This window comes from Brevibacterium sp. Lmc1 (genome assembly GCF_057654315.1).
The window spans coordinates 1,783,123-1,806,465 of sequence record NZ_CM172803.1; the positions used below are offsets into that span (position 1 = coordinate 1,783,123).

Genomic DNA, 23,343 nt, shown 5'->3' on the forward strand with positions numbered 1-23,343 from the left:
CTGACCGGGGGCATCGTCTATTCATGGCGACTGCCTAGAGGCGATAACAGCAAGTCTCTTTGTATACATCTACTGAAGTTTCGTACATTAAGTTCACAGTCTTCGGCCTACTTTTTTGGTAGTCGCTGAGTGTGCCCCGTAACCTTATCGTGACTTAGGTCATCAACTTGTGACATTGATCCCTCAGAACAGAGAGACAACAACTTATGCAGAAGAAACTCGTACAGAGTTCGCTGGCGCTCACAGCGGCAACGGCGCTCGGCCTGGGCGGAGCGTTCGCTGCTTCTCCGGCCGTCGCTGACAACGGTCCGCAGAAGCTGAATGTGCAGAGCGATGCGGCTGTGCAGAAGACTCTGGACAAGGCGTCCGGTGTCAACGCATACGGCGCCAAGAACGGCAAGCTCACCATCGGTGTTGAAAAGGCCGACAAGACAACCAAGAAGCTTGAGCAGGATTTCTCGAACGTCAAGGTCGTTGAGGGAGTCAAAGAGCTGAAGGCCTATGCCGGCAACGACTTGGTTGGCGGCGCAGGTTACCTCGTCAAGGCAGGCGAGGGCGGCGGAGCCTGTTCAACCGGATTCTCCGGTTGGGATGCTGATGGAAAGCCGATCGTGCTCACCGCTGGTCACTGCGCGAAGATCATCAACGAGCAGAGCGGGGAATTTGAGGGCGACACGACGGTCGACGAGACCGAACAGCCTTCCACTGCTCCTGCGGTCGGTGGAGAGGGATTCAAGCAGACCGGACTCGGCGTCATCGGCAGCTGGGGTTACAACAAGTTCGGCGGCGAGCTGGTTCCTCCGGGTTCAGATGCTCAGCCCAATGACGACGATATCGACTTCGCGGTCATCAATGTCGATGCTTCGAAGTACAACGTCAAGACAGGTGTGACTGACTGGTCGACCGCCGGAGACGACGATCTGGCTGCGAAGCTCGCCACTGATATCACCAAGGTCGACGCTCACAGCGAAGGTACCGTTCAGAAGGCCGGCCGGACGACCGGACTGACCGAGAACGAGACATGGACTGCCTACAACGAGCAGTTCGACTTCGTCAACGTCAGCGGACGCTTCGTCCATGGTTTCGGTGTTAAGGCACCGTCCGGCAAGCCGTTCTCCGCGCCCGGCGATTCCGGTGGCGGCGTCTTCCAGGGAGACACTGCAGTCGGCGTCATCTCCGGCGGCGGTCCTGCAGAGGACGAGAACGGTCAGGAGATCGACTTCAGCTGGGTAGCCGACCTCGACTACTCGCTCGAGAAGTCCGGACAGTCGATCTCGTTCACTGATCCTAACGAAGAGCCTCCGGGTGATGATGAGGCAGAAGCTGACGCTTCCGCTGCTGCCGACGGTGAAGATGCAGATGCTTCGGCCGCTGCCGACGGTGAGGACGCAGATGCTTCCGCCGCGGCCGAGGGCGACGACGCAAACGCTTCCGACAACGCTGACGCCGACGCCAAGGAAGCTGATGCTTCGTCCGCTGCGGAAGGCGACGACGCTGAAGCTTCGGCCGACGCAGACGGAGCAGAGGCTGACGCTTCCGCTGCCGCCGATGGCGACAATGCCGATGCTTCCTCCTCAGCCGATGGCAAGGATGACAAGGCCGATTCCGACGCCGACGGTGACGAGAAGCCTGAAGCTCCCAAGGTCGGAGACCAGACAGTCGTTGAAGGCGGAAAGATCACCGGCAAGGCTGCTCCGAACGCTGACGTCAAGCTGACCTGGAAGCCCGCTGGCGATGCCCAGGCAGGTTCCGCTCAGGCCCAGGCCGCACCGGCTGAGGGCAGCGTCACGGTCAAGACCGATGCTGATGGAAACTTCTCCACCGAGGCTCCTGCTGAAGCTGGCGAATACGCCTACTCCGCTACGGTCACAGCTAACGGACAGACCTCGGAAGCCACTAACTTCACGGTGACTGTTCAGGCTGCAGAGGCCGAGCGCAAGCTGACTGTCGAGCCGAAGGAGATCGCTGCTTCGGACTTCGTGAAGGAAGACAAGGGCGTGCAGATCACGGCTGAAGGCTTCGAAGAGGGAGAGAAAGTGACCCTCAAGGTTGTCGACGGGCCTGAAGGCGTCAAGGACTACGAGATGACGCAGACTGCCAACGCTGAGGGAGTCGTCGGATTCTCGATCTACGGCACCAGCGCTTCGAACCCCGAGGCCTACCTCGGTAAGTACGACGTTCAGGTCGCCGGCGCCAACGACACCGAAGACGAAGAGGCCCTCACCGGCTCCTTCCAGGTTGTTGCCGACGAAGACGGCAACGGCGGCGGCAACGATGGTGACGACAACGGCAACGATGATGGAAACGGTGACGGCGGCGGATCTGATCTGCCTCGCACCGGTGCCGAGCTGACCGGCCTGGCCGCCGGAGCCGGACTGCTCCTCGTCGGTGGAGCCGCTGTTGTTCTGACCATGCGTCGCAAGAAGAACAACTGAAACACACTCTGACGGTCACTCGTTGACCGACTGAGAGAAAGTGCCCCTGGCCTTCTGGCCAGGGGCACTTTCACGTCATCGGACGAAAGCACGGACCGCCGCCCCTGCAGACGGGGCGGCTTCGCTGAAGCCGAGCGACGTGTAGAAATTAGCCAGTCCGGGATCGGCGTCGGTGAGCAGGACGGTCTGTCGGACATCGGCGAAAGGTTCGAGGACGCGAGCGACGAGTTCAGCCCCGATGCCGCGCCGCTGCATTCCTGGAGCGACCAGGACATCTTGGAGGTAGACAAGTGTTCCGAAGTCGCTGACCACGCGCGCCAATCCGACGAGCAGCTCTGCCTGGTGAGCACAAACCACGTGCGAAGAATTGAGGACACTGCGGACCAGTCGTTCCGGGGCGTTCGGGTGCGCCGACCATCCGACTGAGTTGTAGAGCGCGAGGATCTCACTGCACGATGGCGGAGTATTCGACGAATACGTGATCCCGGCACGAGTCTGCTCACGGAAATGACGGCGATCATGCCAGTGCAGCTCATGGACGACGCCTGTCTCCCATTCCTCGCGCAGGATCGCATAGCCGACCGAATCCAGCGGATCGCTGCCGATTGCAGGCCACGAGCGGCGATAGTGAGCTTCTTTCGTCCAGCCTGCCCGGTCGAAGACCGCCCTCATGGCGTGATTGTCTTCGCGCGTCTGACCCTCGAGTCGAATCGCTCCCGTGGTGGAAAAGACATGAGCGGTAATGGCGGTCAATGCCTCAACGCCGAGGCCCCGACCTCGAAATCGCGAGGCTAATCGCAGGTCGAACATCGGGGTCTCGTCACGAAGATCCTCGAGGCGGACGATGCCGATCCGGCCACGCTCGCTGTGTACGAGCCAGAACGTCTCGGTCTCCTCACTGTTGAAGTAGCCGTCCCCGATCCGTTCGCGCACTTCTTCCTTCGACCAGACGGACAACTTGGCGTGAAAGGGGAACTGTTCCGTGGTGTAGAAATCAATAAGATGATCATCGTGGTAGCCATGTGGATCGACCCGGGTCAGCTTCACACTCATGCGCTTAGACTAATCGGTGAGCGCTCACAGCAACTCAACGCAGAGTTGAAAGCGTCAAGGTGCGCCCGACGAAGGAGTCCAGACATGAGCCTTGAAGACGATCCATTCGACTACCAAATCACCAAATCCGGCATCCTCCTCATTCGCCGAGGCGGCCATACCGTCATGGAGCTCGGCGGAAGGAAGGCTGCCGCGCTCATCCCTAGACTCGGCCGAGATGACGACACCGACCAGCAACTGTTGGCACGGGCGACTGGAAACTATCGCCACGGCAATGAACGACAGTCCGGTCGGCATTGAATCTGGCTGGACGTTCGTTCAGTTATTGGTACTGTATGTGATATGAGTCAACCGACCATCAGTGAGTTCTCACAGGCCACCGCAGTCACCCGTCAAGGCGACCACAGCTTCACCGCCGAGCTCGACGCCGGCTGGAAAGTCGCCGGAGCCGTCAATGGAGGCTACCTCCTCGGAATCGCCGGACAAGCCCTGCGGGCCGTCAACCCGAACACCCCTGACCCCCTCGTCATCTCCACCTTCTATCTCGGACCGAGCAGAGAAGGTCCGGTCGACATCACTACGCGCACACTGCGCGAAGGTCGATCGACGGCGAGCTACGGCATCGAACTCTCCCAGAACGGGGCACCGACGATCTCGGCGATGGCCACGATGGGCAACCTCGGCGAGCTTCCTGGTGATGTCGGTACGACAGCCACGCCGCCTCAGCTGCCCCCACCGGAAGAATGCGTCGGTGTCGCCGAAGCCAGCGAGGACTTCAAGAAGGCGGCGCCGCTCATCGAACGGTTCGATATGCGCCTCGATCCGGCCACCGCAGGATTCGCGGTCGGCAAACCCAGCGGTCGCGGGGTGTTGCAGGGCTGGATTCGGTTCATCGACGGGACCGATCCGGACCCGCTGTCATTGTTGACCTTCCTCGACTCGTTTCCGCCGGTGATGTTTGACCTCGGGCGCTTCAACTGGGCGCCGACGATGGAACTGACCGCACACGTCCGCGCCCTGCCCGCCCCCGGCTGGATCAGCGCACGACTGTCCACTCGGAACATCGCCGGCGGAATGTTCGAAGAGGACTGCGAACTGTGGGACTCGGCCGGTCGCCTCGTCGCTCAGTCGCGGCAGTTGGCGCGCCAGCCCCGCGGGTGACGCGACGATGACGGCGGATAACCGACGATGACGCCTTCGACTTGTCATGTCTGTGGGGTGCTCTAGAGTCGGGTCAACACCTATCCGACTGCGAAAGGACCGCGCTCATGGCGTCGCTGGCATCTTTGAGCATCACCTTCGACTGCCTCGATGTGGAAGCACAATCGAGCTTCTGGGCAGACCTCCTCGGTGCCGACATCGATCCCGGCGCCAACGAGTTCGTTGCGAGCATCGGGGGAGTTCACAACAGCGAGTCACCGACCCCGGGAATGCTTTTCCTCAAGGTCGACGAACGGGCAGAGGGGAAGAACCCGCTGCACATCGACCTCGACGATCCGCACTATCCGGCGGACGTCGACCGCGCGGTCTCCTTGGGTGCACATAAGCTCGCGTCTTTCGACGAATATGGGATCGAATGGACGACTCTGAAAGATCCCGAAGGAAATCTCTTCGACATCGGTCGGCGAAAACTAGACTGAGCCTCATACACCTGGTTCGAACATCAGGCCGTCTGCATGATCAGAGAGGCTCAGCATGACCCTGCCATTGACCGATCCGAGCAACTCCCCGAACGAACGTCGTGGGCTCGAAGAATTCGTCGAGTACTTCCGACAGGTGGTCAGACGCAAGGTCGATGGGCTGACGCCCGAGCAGCTCGACCACACCGTGGCCTCATCGTCTCTGACGATCGGCGGCATCCTCCGCCATCTCACGCTCGTCGAGGAGAGCTGGTTCGTCGAAGTGCTGCAGGGCCGAGAGCTGGGGGAGCCGTGGTCGAGCGTCGACTGGAACAGCGACCGTGATTGGGACTTCGAGTCTGCGTCAGGGATGACCGCGGACGAGCTCCTGGCGGACCACGAACAGGCCTGTGAGAAGTCCCGTGAAATCCTCGCCGAGGTGGCCGACCTCGACGCGCTCACCGAACGAGGAGACCGTGACGGAGAGAAGTTCAACGTCCGATGGATCCTCATTCATCTCATCGAAGAGTACGCTCGTCACGCAGGTCATGCGGACATCCTCCGCGAAGACATCGATGGTGAGATCGGCGACTGAGTCGCACCTCATCGGCGCCCGGTTGATCTAATAGGCTGGAAAGTATGACGAACACCCCGCCGACCGATACCGCCGCTGCGCCGAAGAGATCAAAAGCACTCCTCCCGCTCGACCTGATCCGGGGCTTTCTCATCGGCAGCGCGGAACTCGTCCCCGGGGTCTCCGGCGGAACCATCGCCTTGGTCACCGGCGTCTACGACCAGCTCATCGACTCCGCATCTCACGTCGTTTCGGCCGTGAAGACCCTCGTGACAGGACCGAACCGTGCCGCGGGGGCTCTGGCGGATCTGCGGCGCACCGACTGGTTCCTCGTCATTCCGGTGCTGTTGGGCATGGCCGCGGCAGTGTTCACCATCGCCGGTGTCATGGAAGGCTTCGTCACCAGCAACCCCGAACTCTCCCGGGGTCTGTTCTTCGGTCTTGTCGCCGCCAGCATCGCGGTGCCGTTGAGGATGTTGCCGGCCCGCTCCTCACGGCAGCCCGTGCTCCTCGGCGTTCTGGCGTTCATCCTCGCCGCCGCTCTCGCGTTCTGGATGACGAGTCTGGCAGGTGGGGCAGACGTGGAGAATCCACCGCTCATCGCCGTCTTCTTCGTCGCCTCTATCGCCATCTGCGCACTCGTCGTTCCCGGAGTGTCCGGATCGTTCTTCCTGCTGGCAGTGGGTATGTACTCGACCACTCTGCGGGCCGTCGACTCCCGCGATTTCGGGTACCTCGGAATCTTCATGCTCGGCGCGATCCTCGGCCTGGCGGTCTTCGTCAATATTCTCAAATACTTCCTGCACAACCACCGGTGGTGGACCCTCATCGTCATGGCAGGACTGATGTTCGGTTCCCTCCGCGCGCTCTGGCCGTGGCAGTCATCTGCAGAGGTGGGCGCCGACGGCGAAGAACACGGAGCGGGCGGCCTGCTGGCCCCCGTCGATCCGGTACTCGGTCCGATCCTGCTTGCGGTCCTCGGCGCGGCCGTCGTCGTCATCCTCATCATCGTCGAGGCTAAATCTGCGTCTGCGAAGGATGAGGCTGATAGAGCCGATTCCACCACAGCGTGAACGCAAGAGAGTTTGTGCAAATTTCTCTCAAGATCCATTCAGAAAACGATCAGCGCCCACTAGGGTAAGAGAGTTGGATCACTTTCATCCTCTCTGACCAGTTCTCTGGAGACTCATGCGTCTGCGCACCCTGACCTCGTTCACACTCGCCCTCGCTCTCATCGTCACCGGTCCCGCGGCCGCCTCCGCGACCGGACTCGGCAGTGCCGATGCCCCCGCCGACTCTCAGGCGGCGACAACCGGAGAACTGACCCTGTTGGCGACGACTGACGTTCACGGCAACGTACTCAACTGGGACTACTTCGCGAACAAGCCCTACCCGGCAGGGGAGGAGCTGGGCATGTCCCGAGCCTCGACTCTCATCAAGGGAGTGCGTGAGGACAAAGGTGCCGATTCCGTGCTCCTCGTCGACAACGGTGACACGATCCAAGGCAATCCATTGGCATACTACTTCGCCAAACAGGAGCCGATCACGACGAGCGGCCAAACCCACCCACTGGCCAAGACCTACAACCACCTGGGATACGACGCACAGGTCGTCGGCAACCACGAATTCAACTACGGCCTCGATCTGCTGGCCACCTACCGTGACCAGGTCGACTTTCCACTGCTCGGGGCCAACGTCATCGACGACGCCGACGGACAGTCCCATTTGGACCCTTATGCGATGGTGGAGAAGCAGGTCGATGGTGAGACGATCACCGTCGGTGTTCTCGGAGTGACCACTCCCGGCAGCCGCATCTGGGACAAGAACAACCTGTCCGGGAAGGTGCACTTCGACGATCCGGTCGAGACGGCACAGAAGTATGTGCCCGAGATGAAACAGAAAGGCGCAGACGTCATCGTCGTACTGTCCCACTCTGGCAAAGATCCGAAGGGACAGAGCTGGGATCCGGACCAGCTGCAGGAGAACGTCAGCACCTCGGTAGCGAAAGTGCCAGGAGTTGATGTCCTCGTCGCCGGCCATACTCATCAGAACGAACCCAGTCAGGTCGTGACCCGTGACGACGGCACCGAGGTGCTCATCACCCAACCGAACTATTGGGCACGGTCGGTATCCGAGGTGGGACTGCCGATCAATCTTGACACCCACCACGTGGACTGGGACGAGGCCGCGCCGCACGCAGACGCTCTTGCCACCCAGGGGGAGGTCGCTGAGGACCAGGAGATCAAAGACCTTGTCGATGAGCAGCACCAGACCACGATCGACTACGTGAACACGAAGATCGGATCGGTCACCGAAACACTGTCGGCGAAGACCTCCTACTATGAAGACACGGCCATCCTCGACTTCATCTCCCACGTCCAAACCGAGACGATTGAAGAAGGACTGAAGGGAACGGACTATGCCGATCTTCCCGTGATCTCGCAGGCATCACCCTTCAGCCGCACCGCAGAATTCCCCGCCGGCGACATCACGATCCGAGATGTGGCCGGACTCTACGTCTACGACAACACTCTTGCCGGAGTCGAGATCAACGGCGCTCAGCTGCGCGACTACCTCGAATTCTCGGCACGCTATTTCAAACAGACCGAGGAAGGCGCTGAATTCGACCCGGTCGACGGCACGAACGCGATCGACGAAGTCTCGGACTCTCCGATTCCGGACTACAACTACGATGCTCTGGCCGGAATCGACTACGACATCAATGTCTCCAAACCGACCGGAAAGAGGATCGAAAACCTCACGCAGGCTGACGGCAGCGAAATCGGAGACGATGACCGGTTCATCCTCGCCATCAACAACTATCGTCAGTCCGGTGGCGGCGGCTACCCGGTCGACGGACTCAAAGAGGTCTACAACGAACAGGTCGAGGTTCGTCAGGCACTCATCGACTGGGCGGAAGAGAAGCAGATCGTCGACCCCGCCGATTTCTTCGACGAGAACTGGCAGGTCGTCACCAGCAGCCGTGCACCGGGCGGAGACGATGACGATTCCGGCGACAGCGAGGATTCCGACAGCTCCGGCGAAGCCACTGCCGAGGCAGGCTCGAAGGCGTCCGCTGGAGCCGAGTCCGATGCCGGTGGGTCCTCCGACGGCGCGGGTTCCGGGAGCTCCGGAAGCGCTGACGGGGAGGACAATGCCGGAGAGGCAACATCCGAGAACGACGGCTCGACGAACAGTGCATCGGACGGCAATGCTGACGGCCGCGACGCCGACGGCCGTGAAGCTGACGGTTCGGCAGCCGGTGCAGGTGGCGGGGCCGACCTGCCGCGGACCGGCCTCGAGCTTGCCACAAGCATCGGCATCGCAGCTGCGATCATCGCACTCGGTTCGGCACTCGTGGTCATCTCACGTCGCCGTCGTCGCTGAGCGGCTGTCGGCCATCTGTGGGATTCATCAATCCGAGGGCCGGCGAAAGTCCGGTCCATGTTCGTCGTGTTCCCCTCGGAGCCGTCTCACGTAGAGTGAGGGTGACAGCAGTCAGCTCTGAAGAAGGAGAGAGTCAAGCATGGCCAACACAGCATTTCAGGGATCTCCGGTCAAGACCGTCGGCGAACTGCCCGCCAAGGGCGAACAGGCCCCGGCATTCAGCCTCGTCGGCGCCGACCTCGGTGATGTGAACTCACAGGACAACTCGGGCAAGCGTGTCGTGCTCAACATCTTCCCCAGCCTCGATACGGGAGTGTGCGCCGCCTCGGTGCGCAAGTTCAACGAACTCGCCTCCGGCCTGGAGAACACCACTGTTCTCTGCGTGTCCAACGACCTTCCGTTCGCCCAGGCTCGCTTCTGCGGCGCTGAAGGCATCGAGAACGTCGTGACGGCGTCGGGATTCCGCAGCTCGTTCGGCAAGGATTTCGGTGTGACCATGGTCGACGGTCCGCTCGCTGGTCTGCTCGCCCGATCCGTTGTCGTCCTCGACGAGAAGGGCACCGTGACGTACACGCAGCTCGTTGACGAGATCACCACCGAACCCGACTACGACTTCGCAATCGCAGCTCTGGAAGCCTGATCTTCTCCCGCGAGTCGAAAGTTTGACTAGTGAAATACGAACCGGGTGGGACGCACACGCGTCCCACCCGGTTGTTCTCTATCAGCAGCGTGCCGGTCGAAGTGGTTCGGAGCACCGGCTGCTGACAAGGAGCAATTGGCGAAGTGCTCACATATCGACGACTGTGATCGGCAGGGCGTAGTCGACGCCGGCGAGTTCTCCACCGCTCGTGGTGATGCCGGGGATCATATCCTTCGGCGCCGGATGATCGCTGAGGGCGTCCAAATAGACCTTGTGCGCCTCAAGCGATCGCACACCACGGTCGACGTGCGCAGCAGTGAGCGCCACGGCGTGAGTGGGCTGGGCACCATTGATGAGCAGCCGATCAGCCTTCCACGCTTCAAGTCCCTCATCCTTGAGATCGGTGAAGACCCAAGGATTGTCCGCATCGCGAATAGCATCGACGGTGGCAACTCCGGCATGGCGGTGGTCGACATGATTGAGTCCCCACTGCACTTGGAGGTCGAAAGTCGTCACGACTACCGCATTCGGGCGGAACTCGCGGATCTTCCGCGCGATTGCCCGACGCAACTCGTGCGTGGGTTCCAGCAGACCATCCGGGAAGTCGAGGATCTCCAGATCGTCGACGCCGACGATATTGCACGCCCGACGCTGTTCCTCGGCGCGCAGCGGTGCCACTTCCTCCGGGCTCATGTCCCGGATTCCTGCTTCCCCTCGGGTGAGCAGAAGATAGGCGACTTCTTTGCCCTCATCGGTCCATTTCGACACGGCTGCCGAACCCCCGTATTCCATATCGTCAGGGTGGGCGACCACGCAGAGCACACGGTTGATATCGGAGTCATCGAAAAGCGGGATCTCAGTCATGAGTCCAGGCTAGGCGGCAGTTGACGCTTGCGCCAGAGACCAGGGACGACCAGATGATTGGGTACGATGTGGAGGACCCCACCGATCGAGTGAAGGCAGACAATGATGAACAGACCACTCGTAGCGGTGACGCTGGCCCTGGGCCTGACTCTCAGCGGATGTTCGGCGTTCAAGGTCAGCAGCTCCGAAGATGCGGGATCCAAACCGGCGAATGTGGGAATCGGCGACGGACAGTCGCCTTCGCCGACCGCAACCGGCCCGACGATTCCCAACGGGATGAGCGAGACCACTGTCGACCTGGGCGGACAATGTCCCGTCGAAGTCAGTTTGGCCTTGGGCGCCGACTGGGCAGATGGGTCCGGCTACGACGGCTATCGGCTCTACGAAGCTGATTCTGGCGCGATCATCACTGTCAACTGCATTGATGACGACGAGTCGTCACCTCAAGAATTGGTGGACAAGGCGCGGGAGAGGATGTTCAGCACGTCGGGATCGTCCATGACCAGTGAGGCCACCGGATCACTCAGCGGTGGAGAGTACTGGGTCTTCCACGGCACCTTGGCACCCGATGACATGCGAGCTGTCGACAAAGAGGACTCCGTGATGTTCGGTGCAGTTGCCGGAATATCTGTCGACGGTCGACTCTTCAAGGTCAGCGTCGACATGCTTGCGCAAGCCGATGACACAGAGGCTCAAGACCAGTTCCGACAGATGCTGCCGACGGTTCGCTTTGGCGATCAGGTGCTCAAAGCCCCAGACCTGCGCTGAGGCTGCCGACTGCCAGACATGCGTTTGAGCAGTTCTCGAGCCGCTATCCTCCCGGCCCTGGTCGCGCCGACCGTGGAACTGGCTGATCCGTAGCCGACGAGGAACAGCCGTGGATCGTCTTTGACCGCGACCTCGGTTTCCATGGAGATTCCGCCATCAGGTGTGCGCAGGCGCAGCGGTGCAAGGTGTTTGAGTGCTGCTCGGAACCCGGTGTTCCAGAAGATCACGTCGACCTCTTCGACATGGGGTTCGTCGAACGGCGCCCATGATTCGGGCACCGCCAGGTAGTCGCTGGCCGAAGGACCCAAGCCTTCCGACGTGGTCGGAAGCTCGGTGTCGCCGAGTCCGGGGAAGTGGACGCCGTGGGGAAGGATGCGGTCGAACATGCCTCGAGACACCAGAACTCCCGAGTCGATTCCTTCCCGGAACTCTCTGCGGATCGGCAGGCCAGTCGTGCGGACGACGCTGGCTGGGGCCAGACCGGACAGAGTTCGTTCGCGAACGGCTCGTTCGACCTCAAGTCCCCATTGGCCGTCGAAGTCCCTGGACGTGAAGTTCGGGGGACGGCGTGTGGCCCAAAGAGTGTCGGTCACTTCGGCGAGTTCGAGGAGAAACTGCGTGGCGGAGATTCCGCCGCCGACCACGAGCGTGCGCAGTCCCCGGAAGTCTTCGACGTCACGGAAGTTCACGGTATGCAGCTGGTGGCCCTCGAACTCCGCGATGCCGGGGACGAAGGGGACGTAAGGCTGGGTCCACGTGCCGGTTGCGTTGATGAGGTAGTCGCTGGAGAGCGTCACGTGTTCACCGTCGACGGTGGCTGTGATGGTGAATCGTCCCTGTCCGGGTTCTTCGGACCGGACGGTGTCCACTTCAGCCGGCCGGATGACGCAGAGTTCGAGTTCGCGTTCGAACCGGGAGTAGTAGTCGGAGACGATCTCGGAGGCAGGGACGTTCGGGTCGGGACGTCCGAGAGGAAACCCAGGCAGGTCGGAGATGTGGTTGGTGGTGCCCAGGGTCAATGAGTCCCACCGTTCTCGCCAGGCACCACCGGGGCCGTCTCCGGCATCGAGGATGATGAAGTCTTTGCCCGGTGCGAGGCCGTCGCGCCACAGGTAATGTGCTGCGGACAGTCCGGCTTGGCCCGCGCCGATGATGACGATAGGCCAATGAGAGTCGATCAGGAGCTCGTTGATTCGGCACACCATGGGGCCATTGTTTCAGGTTTCTCTAGTCAAGGGCTCACTGATCATGGCCGGGCGATGGGCCGAGCCTTTCCGAATAAGAACGTCACGGCGTCATCGGGCAGATTGGGCACAGTCCGGCCCGCGGGGATTGGAATAGCAGTCTTCGTCGACAAGGTAGCGGTGGTAGCGGTAGACCTCGATGCCGATGTCGTTGCTGGAGACGTGAGCGAATCCGTCGATAGGGAGCCAGGGCCCGCCGTCGACCGAGAATTCTCCGCTGAATGTCGCGGTCATCGACGCGGATACCTTGCCGGATTTTTGGTATTCGTGTCCGATCTGGGGTGTGCCGCCGGGCAGGGGCTTCGTACCTTTCGTATTAGTGGTCGTGCCCGAGCCGTCTCCGAAGTCCCAATTGAAGCGCTCTGGGGTGACTTTGACCTTGACCGCATAGGTCAGCAGGGTCATGTCGATATAACTGACGTCGATGTCCGTCCAGAAGGCCGCCGGTTTGCCGACGACAGCCCAATCCTTCGGCCAGGCATAGATTGTGGGAGCCGGTATGTCGAAATTCTGGAACTGCGATTCCGGGATGTGGGTCGGGGGATCGGGCCGAGCCGGAGCGCCGCCGCCACCGCCCCCTCCGCCACCGGGGCCGGGTTCACTTACGCACAGATAGCCGACGTCTTCAGTCGGGCAGTCAGGCTGACCGCCGCCGCCGGCGCCACCTCCGCCTCCGGAACCACCGCCGCCGTTGCCTCCTCCACCAGAGCCGCCACCTCCGGAGCCTCCGCCGCCGTCAGATCCCCCTCCGCCCGGAGGCGGTTGGGGAACCGGGGGTTTTACAACACTGCACTCGCGCTCTTGGAGTGAGTTGCAAGCGGGTCCGCTGTCAGCAGGTGCAGGTTGAGCTAGGAGCGTACAGGCGGATATTACAAACAAACTCACGACAAACAGGTGCAAACTTACTCGCACTTCTTGCTCCAGAGTTCCTGGTTGGATATCTTCCATTTGCCACTGTGCTTGCTGGCTGTTTGTAGGATCGTAAGACTCGTCTTCGGCTGGTTCGGCATCGAATCGCCATTGTCGACGACAGCGTGTTTTGAGTCGTGTGAACAGAAGAGAATTTTGACCGTGTGTTTGTCTGGCGAGTTCGAATCTATGCCAACATCCGGAACTCGAATGTTGTAGTAGTCGTACTCTCCCGCCATATACTGGCTGTCTCTTTCTAGATCGCTGGCGCTCTGGCGCAGTGATTCCAGAGAATCGGCGGCGGCGTAATTCTCAATATCGTTTAAGTCTTTCCCGCCTGAAGAAAATACCCGGTTGATTGTGTCGATGTATCCGACGAACGCAACCAGCGCGCCCTCGACGGCCTTCTTTTCCTCTTTGTCGAGGTCAAGGTCGGTTTCGTAGTCGGGGATGGCCACCTCGGCGGGATTATCGGTCGACCCTCCGTCGGGCTGCTGCGCGGGCAGGGTCGACGTCGGTGCGGCTACCGGAGAATTATCGGCACAGCCGACAACCGAGACCATACTCAGCGCGGAAAAAACGGCAACGAATATTTGGGAAGCTCGACGATACGGTCGGGACGATCCAGTTCTCATTCCACGCCTCTGTGGTCTGCAACTGCGGCGCGACCCCGTCGGCCGACACCCGGATTCCCTACATTATTCGACAGGCACGCTTTTTAGAACAGGCGAAGTCGAATCTGTGGATAACTCACGCCCGAGTGCGTGGAAGCACCGACCTTTCGGCGACTGCGGTTACTTGTTCGCGGCCTTCGCCGCCTTGGCCGCAGCCTTCTGCTGCTTCTTGAAAGCACGCACCTCTTGCAGAGTGACGTCATCGACGACGTCGGCGATCGAACGACGGGCGTCCGCGTCACCGTAGTCGCCGGCAGCCTCTTGCCAGCCCTCGGCCTGGAGTTCGAACTGCTTGCCGAGCAGCGCCAGGAAGATCTTGGCCTTCTGATCACCGAAACCGGGGAGTTTCTTCAGTCGTTTGAGGACCTCGGCGCCGCTGGGGTCGCCCTCAGTCCAGATAGCCTCGGGGTTGCCGTCGTATTCGTCGACAATGGCCGCGGCCAGCTTCTGCACCCGTCCAGCCATCGACTTCGGGAACCGGTGGACCGCGGGAGTCTGCGCGAAGATGTCGAGGAAATCGTCCGGGTTCATCTCGGCGATCTCGTCGATATCGAGCTTGCCGAGCCGGTCGGCCAGCTTGGCCGGCCCAGCGAAGGCGCTCTCCATGGTCACCTGCTGGTCGAGCAGCATCCCGACAAGCAGAGCGAAGCGGTCTTCGGCCAAGAGTGCATCGGCCTTCGGATCTCCAGACAGGAACAGTGAAGTCATGACTCCATCTTCGCACGCCGCCTACGGCTGTCCACTGCCGATATCATCGACTGATGATCTGCCCCTGCTCCGGAATGCCTCCCGGCACCGCCTACGACGACTGCTGCCGCCCCGCCCTCGACGGTGATTCCTGGCCCACCACCGCCGAGGCGCTGATGCGCTCCCGCTACACCGCCTTCGTCCGCGGCAACGAAGACCACCTCTTCCGCACCTGGCATGCCAAGACCCGACCCGACGATGTCGGCGTCGATGACGCCACCACGTGGCTCGGCCTCGAAATCGTGTCCACCACGGGCGGGGGATTCGACGATGTCACCGGCACCGTGCAGTTCCGTGCGCGATTCCGGGACCACCTCGGCGATCATGTCCTCGAAGAGAACTCCTCCTTCGTCCGCCGTGCCGGGCGGTGGATGTACCTCGAAGCGCTCGAGAGCTGACAACCGGCAACGGCTTCGAACGCCGACCACTGTGTTTATACTGGTGTTCGGCGCATCCAACGCCCAGCCGAGGTCGTGTTCCCAGCACACCGACCGCATGGCGAAGGGGAGAGAATCCTCGGACGAAACCGGCACGGTGATTTCCTGACCAGGTTTCGTGCTGGGGGAGACTTGGTCGTTTGAGGAAGTGACACCATGACCAAGGACAAGGATTTCAAGAAGCTCGTTCGCACGCGGATGACCGAAACCGGTGAGAACTACACCACGGCCCGCACCGCGCTGGTCGCCGCGAACCAGGGTTCAGGATCCAACAGTGATTCCCGCAGCGAATCCGTCATCGCCCCGGAGATCGCACGGTTTCGGGCGAAGACACTGAAAACGTTCATGCCGGACGGCCACATCGTCGCCATTCCGACGAAACGACGCGCCCTCGTGCTCGTCCTCATCGAAGTCCTCGCCGCCCTCGACCCGGACCAGGTCTACGCCGAAAAACGACTCAACGGCATCCTCGGGGATTTCCATCCGGACTTCGCCCTGCTGCGTCGCGAACTCATCGACTACCGCCTGCTCGAACGCAATGCCCACACGGGGGAGTACTGGGTCAACCCGAACCCGCCGACCCATACCGGTTCGCAGGCGCAGGAGATAGCCGGACTCGAGGTATTTCTGCGCTGAACCGGCGACAGCGTATCCTTGAAGCTCGAACCACAAACGGGCAGACAAGAGGAGCATCCATGGCCTATCACGCCGATTCGACCGATCTCGACGAAAAAGAGATTCTCAGCTGGGACATGTTCGGCCGATCGGCGCGTGAGATGGCGCAGACCATCGCGGATTCCGACTACGATCCCGAGATCGTCATCGCCGTAGCCCGCGGTGGACTGCTGCCCGCCGGAGCACTCGCCTACGCGCTCGGACTCAAGCTTTCCGACGCCATCAACGTCGAGTTCTACACCGACGTCCACGAGACCCTGCCCGACCCCATCCTGCTCGCCCCGATGCTCGACATCGAAGCGATCAAGGGCAAGAAGCTGCTCGTCGTAGATGACGTCGCCGACTCCGGCCGCACCCTCGCCCTCGTCCTCGAACTGCTGCGCAAACACGGTGCGGAAGCCCAGTCGGCCGTCATCTACGCGAAGTCCGCATCGATCATCGACCCGGACTTCGTGTGGAAGCGCACCGATCAGTGGATCGTCTTCCCCTGGTCGGCCGAACCCCCGGTCGAACCCAGCAAGTAAGCTGACCAAATGGAGGAGACACGGGACATCGCCGCCCCGTGCGGACGCGTGCGCGCCTACGTCAACGACGACGTGATCCGCGCACGGGGCATCCGCTACGCCCGTGCAGGTCGTTTCCTCCCTCCCGTCGATGAACCTCCGGTGGACTTCATCGACGGCGGTCGACCGGGCCCGGCAAGCCCGCAGCTGCGCCGCGACCCGAATGCCGGAATGACCTTCGATCAGCTCGGCGGGCTGCCCATCAGCGAAGACTGTCTGCGCGTGAGCGTGACTATGCCGAAGGACACCATCACCGAGGCGGGGCTTCCCGTCCTCGTCTGGATCCACGGCGGAGCCTACGTCGCCGGGGCCGGGGACGCGGAGATCTACGATCCGCACGCCCTGGCCGCCGAGCAGAACATCATCGTCGTCTCCGTGACCTACCGCCTCGGAGTCCTCGGATACCTCGGAACCGGCCGAGACGAACACCTCAACCTCGGAGTGCTCGACCAGATCTCCGCCCTGCGCTGGGTGCAGACGAACATCTCCGCCTTCGGCGGCAACCCGGACAACGTCACGATCGCCGGGCAAAGCGCCGGAGCAGACGCCTGCGCCCACCTCATGATCGCCGAAGGCACCGCAGGACTCTTCCATCGTGTGCTCATGGCCTCAGCACCCTTGGGACTCGCCGGCGGCACCGACGCAATGAACTGGGCAATGGGGAAAGTCGCCCAGAAGATCGACCCTGAAGCCGGCGTCGACGGCATCCTCCGAGCGCAGGAAGAAGTGCACAAAGCCGCCCTCGTCGGGGGTCTGCATGCCGGAATGTGCTTCGGAGTCCGTTACGGCCAGTACCCTTTGCCATCACGCTCGAAGGCAGCCGAGGCCTGGGCCGAAGTCGCCCCGAAATTCGACGTCCTCATGACCCGCACGGAACGGGAGATCGCGTTCTTCGCCGGTTTCGTTCCCGCACTGCGTCGCCTCCACGATCGCACCCTGACCTCGCCGATGCTCGAATCCCTCATCTCCGGAATCACCTCGGCGGTCTATACCCGGGCCGGACGCGAATTCTACGACCGCCACCGGATGTCCGGCGGTCAAGGCGCCCGCCTGCTCATCGTCTCCCGCGGAGACGGCAGCTTCTTCGACGCGGCCCACTCCGGAGATCTGCCGCTGATCTTCCCCGGCGATATCTGGCACGATTCCTTCCTCGACTACGGTGCGACCACCGATATCGCCGGTCCCGAGCTGCGCCGGACCTGGGGCGAATTCGCCTCCTCGGGCACACTGCCGCGGGTGCGGGTGCCCGGACTCATCGACATCATGGGCTGAAGGGTCAACTGTACGATCGCCGTCTGCGATCCCAGCTCTGTCGTCTTTTCACAACCGCCATGTCACCGGCGTGCACTACCGTTGGACCATGGACGCACATCAGATCTCGGCAGCCCGTCTGATCTCGCAGGGACTCATCGGACCTCCACCCGAGTCACCGACAGGAACCGACCTCTCAACCGCCGGCGCAGTCGTCGAGCATCTCGGCTGTGTCCAAGCCCAAGCTCTCGGCGGTGCACTGATCTCCATCGCCCTGCGCCTAGGACCGGATGTCACTGACGGTGTGGCCGCGGTCCGTGCCGCCATCGATTCCGGAGAGATCGTGCGTTCCTGGACCCAGCGCGGCACCATCCATCTGACCACGGCCAAGGACATCGGGTGGATCCTCGGCCTCACCGGGGCACGGATCATGAAATCCACGGCCAAGCGGCGCGAGTATTTCGGCATCACCGACGCGATGCTCGATACTGCAGCGGAACTCGCCACAGCGGCCATCCGGGACCGGGGACCGCTGACGCGCGAAGAGGTGCTCGAAGCGTTCGCTCCCATCGGTGCCGGAGACGAATACGGCCACGCCCGTTGCCTCATCACTTCCTTGGCGCTGCAGAACATCATCGTCCAAGCCCCCGTGATCGAGGGCAAAGATGACATGAAATACGTGCTCACCGCCGATTGGGTGCCCACACCTACAGAGCTGGACACCGAGGCGGCCGACCACGAATGGATGAGACGCTTCGTCACCAGTCACGGACCGGTCACAGTCGATGACGCGACACGGTGGACGGGACTGCCGAAGACGAGAATGAGAAAGGCCATCCGCGCCGGAATCGATGCCGGAGAGATCGTGAGCACCGACATCGACGGCACCGACTACGCTCACGCACCGGATCTGGAGGACCGACTGGCCGAATGGGAGACGGCGGCGCAGGAGACCATGCTGCTGCCGGGATTCGACGAGATCATCCTCGGGTACAAGGACCGCAGCGCCACACTCGACCCTGCGAATGAGAGACTCGTTGTGCCCGGAGGCAACGGAATGTTCAAGAACACGGTGGTGACCGGCACCCGCGCACGCGCGACCTGGAAACGATCACCCCTCAAGACCGGTCCGCGGGTCCGCGTCGACACCTTCCCAGGGGAGAAGGTTGACCTCGAGGCCGTCGAATCGGTGAGTGCAACCCACCCGGCCTTCGTCTGAGCACGCAGAGACGACCGACGGTGGACGATCGCCACATGACACGCACACAGTGGGCCAGCCGTGTGGGTGAAGGCGACCGACCGGCATCGCCTGCGGGCCGAACTGCCGTCGGGATCATCCTCAATCCCAAACACCCGGCGACCCTGCGGGCGTATGCCGAGCTCGTGCCGGAACTGCGCAATACCGGCGCGCACTACCGAAGCATGACCACCAGCGTCGACCGTTCCGGTCGTTGGCAAGCCGAACAGCTCGTCAAATGGGGCGCTGACATCGTCATCATCCTCGGTGGCGACGGCACCATCCGAGCGACAGCGCCGGTACTCGCCGAGGCGGACATCCTGACGTTCCTCGTCCCGACCGGGACCGCGAACGTGCTCAGCCGCCATATCGGCCTCCGATCCTCCCGGCACGCCATTGACCATTGCAAGCGCACGATCGCCTCGATCATCCGTGACGGCTATCCGCCGAACCTCCGGAACGTTCCGATCAATACTGCGGAGTACCAGACGGCCGACGGCGCTCGACATCGCACCGAGTTCATCAGTCTCGCAGGAATCGGGGGAGACGCCCGGGCCGTCGCCCACCACCATGTCTCGCTCGGGCTGCTCGGCTACGCCTGGGGAGCCGCGCAGGCCCTCGTCGCCGCAGATTTCACCGCGAGCACGGGAGACACCGCAAGCATGAGGGACGCCGCAAGAGCGGAAGACACCGCAAGCACAGGGGAGGGAACCGACTCGGGGCTGGTGTGGTCGGTGATGGCGTCGAAGGTCGCCCGTCCTGCCGGTCCCATCGCCGTGTTCCCCGAAGCGCGCATTGATGCTCCGACCTTCTCCATGCTCACCGTCGGCCCGTTTCCGCACTCACCCATGGCGCGGTGCCGAGCCTGGGCAGGAATCGCCGCGGCATGCCTGCAGGGCAGACCGGAGGCCCACCCGCTCATGAACTATCGGCGCACAACCGAGACGACGGTCACCGTCGAATATCCGGTACCGGCACAACTCGACGGAGACCTCATCGGCGACTGCCTGGAACTGCGGGTGAGCGCCGGTGAGAAGACACTGCGGGTATCAGCGCCGGCGTCGTGAGGTGCCGAAGATTCCGCGTGCGATCTCGCGTGCCGCGGTCCTTGTGAACTGTTTGAACGCCGAGGACTTCACGACCTGGGAAAACAGGTTCTCGTCGTCCTTCTTCGCCGACTTCTTCCCAGAACCGCCTGACTCCTCCGGGAAGTCGATCTTGTCCGCTGAAGCGTCGCGACCCTGACTCTCAGCGGGCGCATCGGCAGGAGCTGACTTCTGTTCCTCGGCGTGAGCTTCTGACCCGCCCTCGAGGCGCTTGGCGAGGATCTCGCGGGCAGATTCGTTGTCGATCGCGGTGCCGTACTTCTCATGCTGGGGCGACGCCGCCACAGCCGCTTTGATCTCGTCCTCGCTCATCGGCCCCATCTTCGACTCCGGGGCTCGCATTCGCGTCGGTGCCACCGGGGTCGGAGCACCATCGGGGTCCATGACGGTGACCACGGCTTCGCCGATGCCGAGCGAGGTGAGCAGCTCTTCGAGGTCGTAGTCGGACTTCGGGAAGGTCTGCACGGTCGCTTTGAGCGCCTTCGCGTCGTTGGGTGTATGTGCCCGCAGCTGGTGCTGAATGCGCGAACCCAACTGTGCGAGCACATCTTCGGGAACATCCTTCGGCGTCTGAGTGACGAAGAAGATGCCGACGCCCTTCGAGCGGATCAGTCGCACGGTCTGCGTCACCGACTGGAGGAAGGCCTTCGACGCGCCGGCGAAGAGCAGGTGGGCTTCGTCGAAGAAGAACACAAGCGAGGGCTTGTCCGGGTCGCCGACCTCCGGCAGGTCCTGGAACAGGTCGGCCAGCAGCCACATGAGGAACGTGGAGAACAGGGCCGGCGACTGACTGAGTTTCTGCAGTTCGAGCACAGAGACGATTCCGGCACCGTTGTCGTCGGTGCGCAGCAGATCAGCGGTGTCGAATTCCGGTTCGCCGAAGAACACGTCGCCGCCTTGGGCAGCGAGTTCGGAGATCTTGCGCAGGATGACGCCGACGGTGGCCTTCGACGCCCCGCCGATGCCTTCGAGATCGGCCTTTCCCTCGTCAGAAGTGAGGAAGGTGAGGACGGCCTTGAGGTCGGAGAGGTCGAGCAGCGCCAACCCTGCCTGATCGGCATAGTGGAAGACCAGAGAGAGGACGGATTCCTGAGTGTCGTTGAGTTCGAGCACCTTTGCCAGCAGAATCGGCCCGAACGAGGTCACCGTCGCTCGCAGGGGAGTGCCGAGCCCCGAATCACCGAGAGTGTAGAACTCGGTCGGATTGGACCGCGACTGCCAGTCCTGACCGGCGGCATCGAGGCGCTTGCGCAGCTTGTCGGATTCGACGCCGGCAGCGCCGATGCCCGAGAGATCGCCCTTGATGTCAGAGGCGAACACCGGCACTCCGGCCCGTGACAGCTGCTCGGCGAGCACCTGCAGGGTCACGGTCTTACCGGTTCCCGTGGCACCGGCGACGAGGCCGTGCCGATTGAGCATGGACAACGGGATGGAGATCGGGGTCTCCTTCGAGGGTTCTTCACCGTTCAGGGCGACCCCAAGATCGAGTGTCTCGCCGTCGAAGGTGTATCCGTCTTTGAGTGTCTGCAACGCCTGCTCAGTCATGAGTCAATCTTTACACAGCGGCACCGAGGTGGTGGAGGAATTCTGCATGGATTCGTCCGTCGGTGCCCAATTCCGGGTGGAAGCTGGCACCCCAGACCGAGCCCTGCCGGACGAGGACGGGCACGTCGTCGTGACGGGAGAGCACCTCGGTGTCAGGCCCGAGCTCGAGGATCTGCGGGGCACGAATGAATGTGCCCTCGACCGGTTCGTCCAGTCCGCGTACGGTCAGCGGGGCGGTGAAGGACTCGCGCTGTCGACCGTAGGCGTTGCGGGCAACGATGATATCGAGCCCGCCGAGGCGGTCATACCCACCCAGCGAATCGTCGCTGAGCCGGTCGGCCAAGAGAATGAGTCCGGCACAGGTGCCGAAGACCGGCAGACCGCCGGCCATGTGTTCGCGCAGAGTCGCGAAGAGATCCGTGCCGGCGGCGATGCGCACCATGGCAGTGGACTCACCGCCGGGCAGAACGAGCGCATCGAGGCCCGTAAGGTGTTCGGACCTGGTGACTTTGAGGGTGTCGACCCCCAGGGAGCCGAGCATGAGCAGGTGCTCACGGAAGGCTCCCTGGAGGGCGAGGACGCCGACTCTCACCAGCCGCGCTCGGCCAGGCGGTGCGGTGCGGGGACGTCGGCGACGTTGATGCCGACCATCGCATCGCCGAGTCCGCGGGATGCCTCGGCCACGGCCTGCGGGTCATCGAAGTGCGTGGTCGCCTCGACGATGGCTTTCGCACGGGCCTCCGGGTTGCCGGACTTGAAGATGCCGGAGCCGACGAAGACGCCGTCGGCACCGAGCTGCATCATCATCGCTGCGTCTGCCGGGGTGGCGATGCCGCCGGCGACGAAGGTCACGACGGGCAGACGGCCGAGGCTGGCGACCTGCTTGACCAGGTGGTACGGGGCGGCGATCTCCTTGGCCGCGACGTAGAGCTCGTCTTCGCTCTTCGCTCCCAGTGCACGGATCTCGGAGTTGATGGTCCGCAGGTGGCGCATCGCCTCGGAGACGTCGCCGGTTCCTGCCTCGCCTTTCGAGCGGATCATCGATGCGCCCTCTTGGATACGGCGCAGAGCCTCACCGAGGTTGGTCGCACCACAGACGAACGGCACCTTGAAGACGGACTTGTCGATGTGGTTGACGTAGTCGGCGGGGGAGAGGACCTCCGATTCGTCGATGTAGTCGACACCGAGGGTCTCGAGGATCTGGGCCTCGACGAAATGGCCGATGCGGGCCTTGGCCATCACCGGGATAGACACGGCGCTGATGATCGAGTCGATGAGGTCGGGGTCGCTCATCCGGGCGACTCCACCCTGTGCGCGGATGTCGGCAGGGACGCGTTCGAGGGCCATGACTGCGGAAGCGCCGGCCGCCTCGGCGATGCGTGCCTGCTCTTCGTTGACGACGTCCATGATGACGCCGCCCTTGAGCATCTGAGCCAGTCCGGTGTTGAGCAGGGTCTGTGTTTCGGTCATTGTGGTGTAGATCCATTCACTGTCGCGGAGTCGATCCGGGTCGCCACGGGGAACAGAACAGAGGGATCTCTGTCTGCTGCCGGAGGTCGGAGGGATCGTGGTTCTTCGGGGTGAACGGCCGTTCTCGACCAGCCTAAACCGATGA

The 23,343-nt window shown here is 62.4% G+C and carries 24 protein-coding genes; 15 read left to right on the forward strand and 9 right to left on the reverse strand.

Annotated elements, in window-relative coordinates:
- The first annotated feature begins 206 nt into the window (after positions 1-206).
- Positions 207-2,435 (forward strand): LPXTG cell wall anchor domain-containing protein, encoded by a 2,229-nt coding sequence (locus AC239G_RS07925; protein WP_487490042.1) that lies wholly within the window; start codon positions 207-209, stop codon positions 2,433-2,435.
- Positions 2,436-2,510: 75 nt separating this feature from the next.
- Here the strand turns inward: AC239G_RS07925 and AC239G_RS07930 are convergent, their stop codons facing one another.
- On the reverse strand, positions 2,511-3,488 hold the full coding sequence (locus AC239G_RS07930) for a GNAT family N-acetyltransferase (protein ID WP_487490043.1): 978 nt from the start codon (positions 3,486-3,488) through the stop codon (positions 2,511-2,513).
- Between the two features lie 84 nt (positions 3,489-3,572).
- On the opposite strand from AC239G_RS07930, the gene AC239G_RS07935 reads away from it, so the two are divergent.
- From AC239G_RS07935 to tpx, 7 genes are all read left to right on the forward strand, one after another.
- Positions 3,573-3,788, forward strand: a complete 216-nt coding sequence (locus AC239G_RS07935; RefSeq protein ID WP_487490044.1) for a hypothetical protein — start codon at positions 3,573-3,575, stop codon at positions 3,786-3,788.
- 42 nt (positions 3,789-3,830) lie between these two features.
- The gene (locus AC239G_RS07940) at positions 3,831-4,649 is read left to right on the forward strand and encodes a thioesterase family protein (protein WP_487490045.1); all 819 of its coding nucleotides are present in this window, start codon (positions 3,831-3,833) and stop codon (positions 4,647-4,649) included.
- A 107-nt stretch (positions 4,650-4,756) separates the two neighbouring features.
- Positions 4,757-5,128 (forward strand): VOC family protein, encoded by a 372-nt coding sequence (locus AC239G_RS07945; RefSeq protein WP_487490046.1) that lies wholly within the window; start codon positions 4,757-4,759, stop codon positions 5,126-5,128.
- A gap of 55 nt (positions 5,129-5,183) precedes the next feature.
- The gene (locus tag AC239G_RS07950; protein ID WP_487490047.1) at positions 5,184-5,702 is read left to right on the forward strand and encodes a DinB family protein; all 519 of its coding nucleotides are present in this window, start codon (positions 5,184-5,186) and stop codon (positions 5,700-5,702) included.
- Positions 5,703-5,746: 44 nt separating this feature from the next.
- Positions 5,747-6,754, forward strand: coding sequence for a DUF368 domain-containing protein (locus AC239G_RS07955; protein WP_487490048.1), 1,008 nt, complete (start codon positions 5,747-5,749; stop codon positions 6,752-6,754).
- Between the two features lie 115 nt (positions 6,755-6,869).
- Positions 6,870-9,068: a bifunctional metallophosphatase/5'-nucleotidase gene (locus tag AC239G_RS07960; protein ID WP_487490049.1), complete on the forward strand. Its 2,199-nt coding sequence runs from the start codon at positions 6,870-6,872 to the stop codon at positions 9,066-9,068.
- Between the two features lie 139 nt (positions 9,069-9,207).
- The gene (gene tpx, locus AC239G_RS07965; protein WP_487490050.1) at positions 9,208-9,708 is read left to right on the forward strand and encodes a thiol peroxidase; all 501 of its coding nucleotides are present in this window, start codon (positions 9,208-9,210) and stop codon (positions 9,706-9,708) included.
- 147 nt (positions 9,709-9,855) lie between these two features.
- Here the strand turns inward: tpx and AC239G_RS07970 are convergent, their stop codons facing one another.
- Positions 9,856-10,572, reverse strand: coding sequence for a PIG-L deacetylase family protein (locus tag AC239G_RS07970; protein ID WP_139466901.1), 717 nt, complete (start codon positions 10,570-10,572; stop codon positions 9,856-9,858).
- Positions 10,573-10,674: 102 nt separating this feature from the next.
- Between AC239G_RS07970 and AC239G_RS07975 the strand changes: the two genes are divergently transcribed.
- Positions 10,675-11,340, forward strand: a complete 666-nt coding sequence (locus AC239G_RS07975) for a hypothetical protein (protein ID WP_181270413.1) — start codon at positions 10,675-10,677, stop codon at positions 11,338-11,340.
- Here the strand turns inward: AC239G_RS07975 and AC239G_RS07980 are convergent.
- From AC239G_RS07980 to AC239G_RS07995, 4 genes are all read right to left on the reverse strand, one after another.
- Positions 11,310-12,545 (reverse strand): NAD(P)-binding domain-containing protein, encoded by a 1,236-nt coding sequence (locus AC239G_RS07980; protein WP_181270414.1) that lies wholly within the window; start codon positions 12,543-12,545, stop codon positions 11,310-11,312. The genes AC239G_RS07975 and AC239G_RS07980 overlap by 31 nt on opposite strands.
- Positions 12,546-12,635: 90 nt before the next feature.
- Positions 12,636-12,989 (reverse strand): hypothetical protein, encoded by a 354-nt coding sequence (locus AC239G_RS07985; protein WP_181270415.1) that lies wholly within the window; start codon positions 12,987-12,989, stop codon positions 12,636-12,638.
- A gap of 497 nt (positions 12,990-13,486) precedes the next feature.
- Positions 13,487-14,128 (reverse strand): hypothetical protein, encoded by a 642-nt coding sequence (locus tag AC239G_RS07990; protein WP_446655694.1) that lies wholly within the window; start codon positions 14,126-14,128, stop codon positions 13,487-13,489.
- 159 nt (positions 14,129-14,287) lie between these two features.
- Entirely contained in the window at positions 14,288-14,875 is a 588-nt protein-coding gene (locus tag AC239G_RS07995) for an HhH-GPD-type base excision DNA repair protein (RefSeq protein WP_139466906.1), read from the reverse strand.
- Positions 14,876-14,928: 53 nt separating this feature from the next.
- Here AC239G_RS07995 and AC239G_RS08000 point away from each other — a divergent pair, with 53 nt between their 5' ends.
- The 6 genes from AC239G_RS08000 to AC239G_RS08025 all read left to right on the forward strand — a co-directional run bounded on the left by AC239G_RS08000 (position 14,929) and on the right by AC239G_RS08025 (position 20,144).
- A complete protein-coding gene (locus tag AC239G_RS08000; protein WP_248283830.1) occupies positions 14,929-15,312 on the forward strand; it encodes a YchJ family protein in 384 nt (127 codons plus the stop codon).
- A gap of 195 nt (positions 15,313-15,507) precedes the next feature.
- Complete coding sequence (locus tag AC239G_RS08005; protein WP_139466907.1) at positions 15,508-15,987, forward strand: DUF2087 domain-containing protein; 480 nt, start codon at positions 15,508-15,510, stop codon at positions 15,985-15,987.
- A 59-nt stretch (positions 15,988-16,046) separates the two neighbouring features.
- Positions 16,047-16,550 carry a phosphoribosyltransferase gene (locus AC239G_RS08010; RefSeq protein WP_025778180.1) on the forward strand — a complete coding sequence of 168 codons (504 nt, stop codon included), beginning with the start codon at positions 16,047-16,049 and terminating at the stop codon, positions 16,548-16,550.
- 9 nt (positions 16,551-16,559) lie between these two features.
- Positions 16,560-17,861 (forward strand): carboxylesterase family protein, encoded by a 1,302-nt coding sequence (locus tag AC239G_RS08015; protein WP_139466908.1) that lies wholly within the window; start codon positions 16,560-16,562, stop codon positions 17,859-17,861.
- 88 nt (positions 17,862-17,949) lie between these two features.
- Positions 17,950-19,059 carry a winged helix DNA-binding domain-containing protein gene (locus tag AC239G_RS08020; protein WP_487490051.1) on the forward strand — a complete coding sequence of 370 codons (1,110 nt, stop codon included), beginning with the start codon at positions 17,950-17,952 and terminating at the stop codon, positions 19,057-19,059.
- A gap of 35 nt (positions 19,060-19,094) precedes the next feature.
- Positions 19,095-20,144, forward strand: coding sequence for a diacylglycerol/lipid kinase family protein (locus AC239G_RS08025; protein WP_139466910.1), 1,050 nt, complete (start codon positions 19,095-19,097; stop codon positions 20,142-20,144).
- On the opposite strand, the gene AC239G_RS08030 is transcribed toward AC239G_RS08025, so the two are convergent.
- The 3 genes from AC239G_RS08030 to pdxS are packed head-to-tail and all read right to left on the reverse strand — an operon-like array spanning position 20,127 to position 23,198.
- Positions 20,127-21,728, reverse strand: coding sequence for a helicase HerA-like domain-containing protein (locus AC239G_RS08030; RefSeq protein ID WP_139466911.1), 1,602 nt, complete (start codon positions 21,726-21,728; stop codon positions 20,127-20,129). The genes AC239G_RS08025 and AC239G_RS08030 overlap by 18 nt on opposite strands.
- Before the next feature lie 10 nt (positions 21,729-21,738).
- Positions 21,739-22,320 carry a pyridoxal 5'-phosphate synthase glutaminase subunit PdxT gene (gene pdxT / locus AC239G_RS08035; RefSeq protein ID WP_434595010.1) on the reverse strand — a complete coding sequence of 194 codons (582 nt, stop codon included), beginning with the start codon at positions 22,318-22,320 and terminating at the stop codon, positions 21,739-21,741.
- Positions 22,317-23,198 (reverse strand): pyridoxal 5'-phosphate synthase lyase subunit PdxS, encoded by an 882-nt coding sequence (gene pdxS / locus AC239G_RS08040; RefSeq protein ID WP_139466913.1) that lies wholly within the window; start codon positions 23,196-23,198, stop codon positions 22,317-22,319. Before pdxS ends, pdxT begins: the two co-directional genes overlap by 4 nt.
- Between the last annotated feature and the right edge of the window lie 145 nt (positions 23,199-23,343).

Bases quoted from the DNA above. Each gene is read 5' to 3' on its own strand.
- tpx (WP_487490050.1), top strand. From the start codon at position 9,208: ATGGCCAACACAGCATTTCAGGGATCTCCGGTCAAGACCGTCGGCGAA.
- AC239G_RS07970 (WP_139466901.1), bottom strand. From the start codon at position 10,572: ATGACTGAGATCCCGCTTTTCGATGACTCCGATATCAACCGTGTGCTC.
- AC239G_RS07955 (WP_487490048.1), top strand. From the start codon at position 5,747: ATGACGAACACCCCGCCGACCGATACCGCCGCTGCGCCGAAGAGATCA.
- AC239G_RS07925 (WP_487490042.1), top strand. From the start codon at position 207: ATGCAGAAGAAACTCGTACAGAGTTCGCTGGCGCTCACAGCGGCAACG.
- AC239G_RS07980 (WP_181270414.1), bottom strand. From the start codon at position 12,545: ATGGTGTGCCGAATCAACGAGCTCCTGATCGACTCTCATTGGCCTATC.
- AC239G_RS07985 (WP_181270415.1), bottom strand. From the start codon at position 12,989: ATGACCCTGCTGACCTATGCGGTCAAGGTCAAAGTCACCCCAGAGCGC.
- AC239G_RS08025 (WP_139466910.1), top strand. From the start codon at position 19,095: ATGACACGCACACAGTGGGCCAGCCGTGTGGGTGAAGGCGACCGACCG.
- AC239G_RS08020 (WP_487490051.1), top strand. From the start codon at position 17,950: ATGGACGCACATCAGATCTCGGCAGCCCGTCTGATCTCGCAGGGACTC.
- AC239G_RS08015 (WP_139466908.1), top strand. From the start codon at position 16,560: ATGGAGGAGACACGGGACATCGCCGCCCCGTGCGGACGCGTGCGCGCC.
- AC239G_RS07975 (WP_181270413.1), top strand. From the start codon at position 10,675: ATGATGAACAGACCACTCGTAGCGGTGACGCTGGCCCTGGGCCTGACT.
- AC239G_RS07945 (WP_487490046.1), top strand. From the start codon at position 4,757: ATGGCGTCGCTGGCATCTTTGAGCATCACCTTCGACTGCCTCGATGTG.
- AC239G_RS07930 (WP_487490043.1), bottom strand. From the start codon at position 3,488: ATGAGTGTGAAGCTGACCCGGGTCGATCCACATGGCTACCACGATGAT.
- AC239G_RS07990 (WP_446655694.1), bottom strand. From the start codon at position 14,128: ATGAGAACTGGATCGTCCCGACCGTATCGTCGAGCTTCCCAAATATTC.
- pdxS (WP_139466913.1), bottom strand. From the start codon at position 23,198: ATGACCGAAACACAGACCCTGCTCAACACCGGACTGGCTCAGATGCTC.
- AC239G_RS07935 (WP_487490044.1), top strand. From the start codon at position 3,573: ATGAGCCTTGAAGACGATCCATTCGACTACCAAATCACCAAATCCGGC.
- AC239G_RS08000 (WP_248283830.1), top strand. From the start codon at position 14,929: ATGATCTGCCCCTGCTCCGGAATGCCTCCCGGCACCGCCTACGACGAC.
- AC239G_RS08005 (WP_139466907.1), top strand. From the start codon at position 15,508: ATGACCAAGGACAAGGATTTCAAGAAGCTCGTTCGCACGCGGATGACC.
- AC239G_RS07950 (WP_487490047.1), top strand. From the start codon at position 5,184: ATGACCCTGCCATTGACCGATCCGAGCAACTCCCCGAACGAACGTCGT.
- AC239G_RS07995 (WP_139466906.1), bottom strand. From the start codon at position 14,875: ATGACTTCACTGTTCCTGTCTGGAGATCCGAAGGCCGATGCACTCTTG.
- AC239G_RS08010 (WP_025778180.1), top strand. From the start codon at position 16,047: ATGGCCTATCACGCCGATTCGACCGATCTCGACGAAAAAGAGATTCTC.
- AC239G_RS07960 (WP_487490049.1), top strand. From the start codon at position 6,870: ATGCGTCTGCGCACCCTGACCTCGTTCACACTCGCCCTCGCTCTCATC.
- AC239G_RS08030 (WP_139466911.1), bottom strand. From the start codon at position 21,728: ATGACTGAGCAGGCGTTGCAGACACTCAAAGACGGATACACCTTCGAC.
- AC239G_RS07940 (WP_487490045.1), top strand. From the start codon at position 3,831: ATGAGTCAACCGACCATCAGTGAGTTCTCACAGGCCACCGCAGTCACC.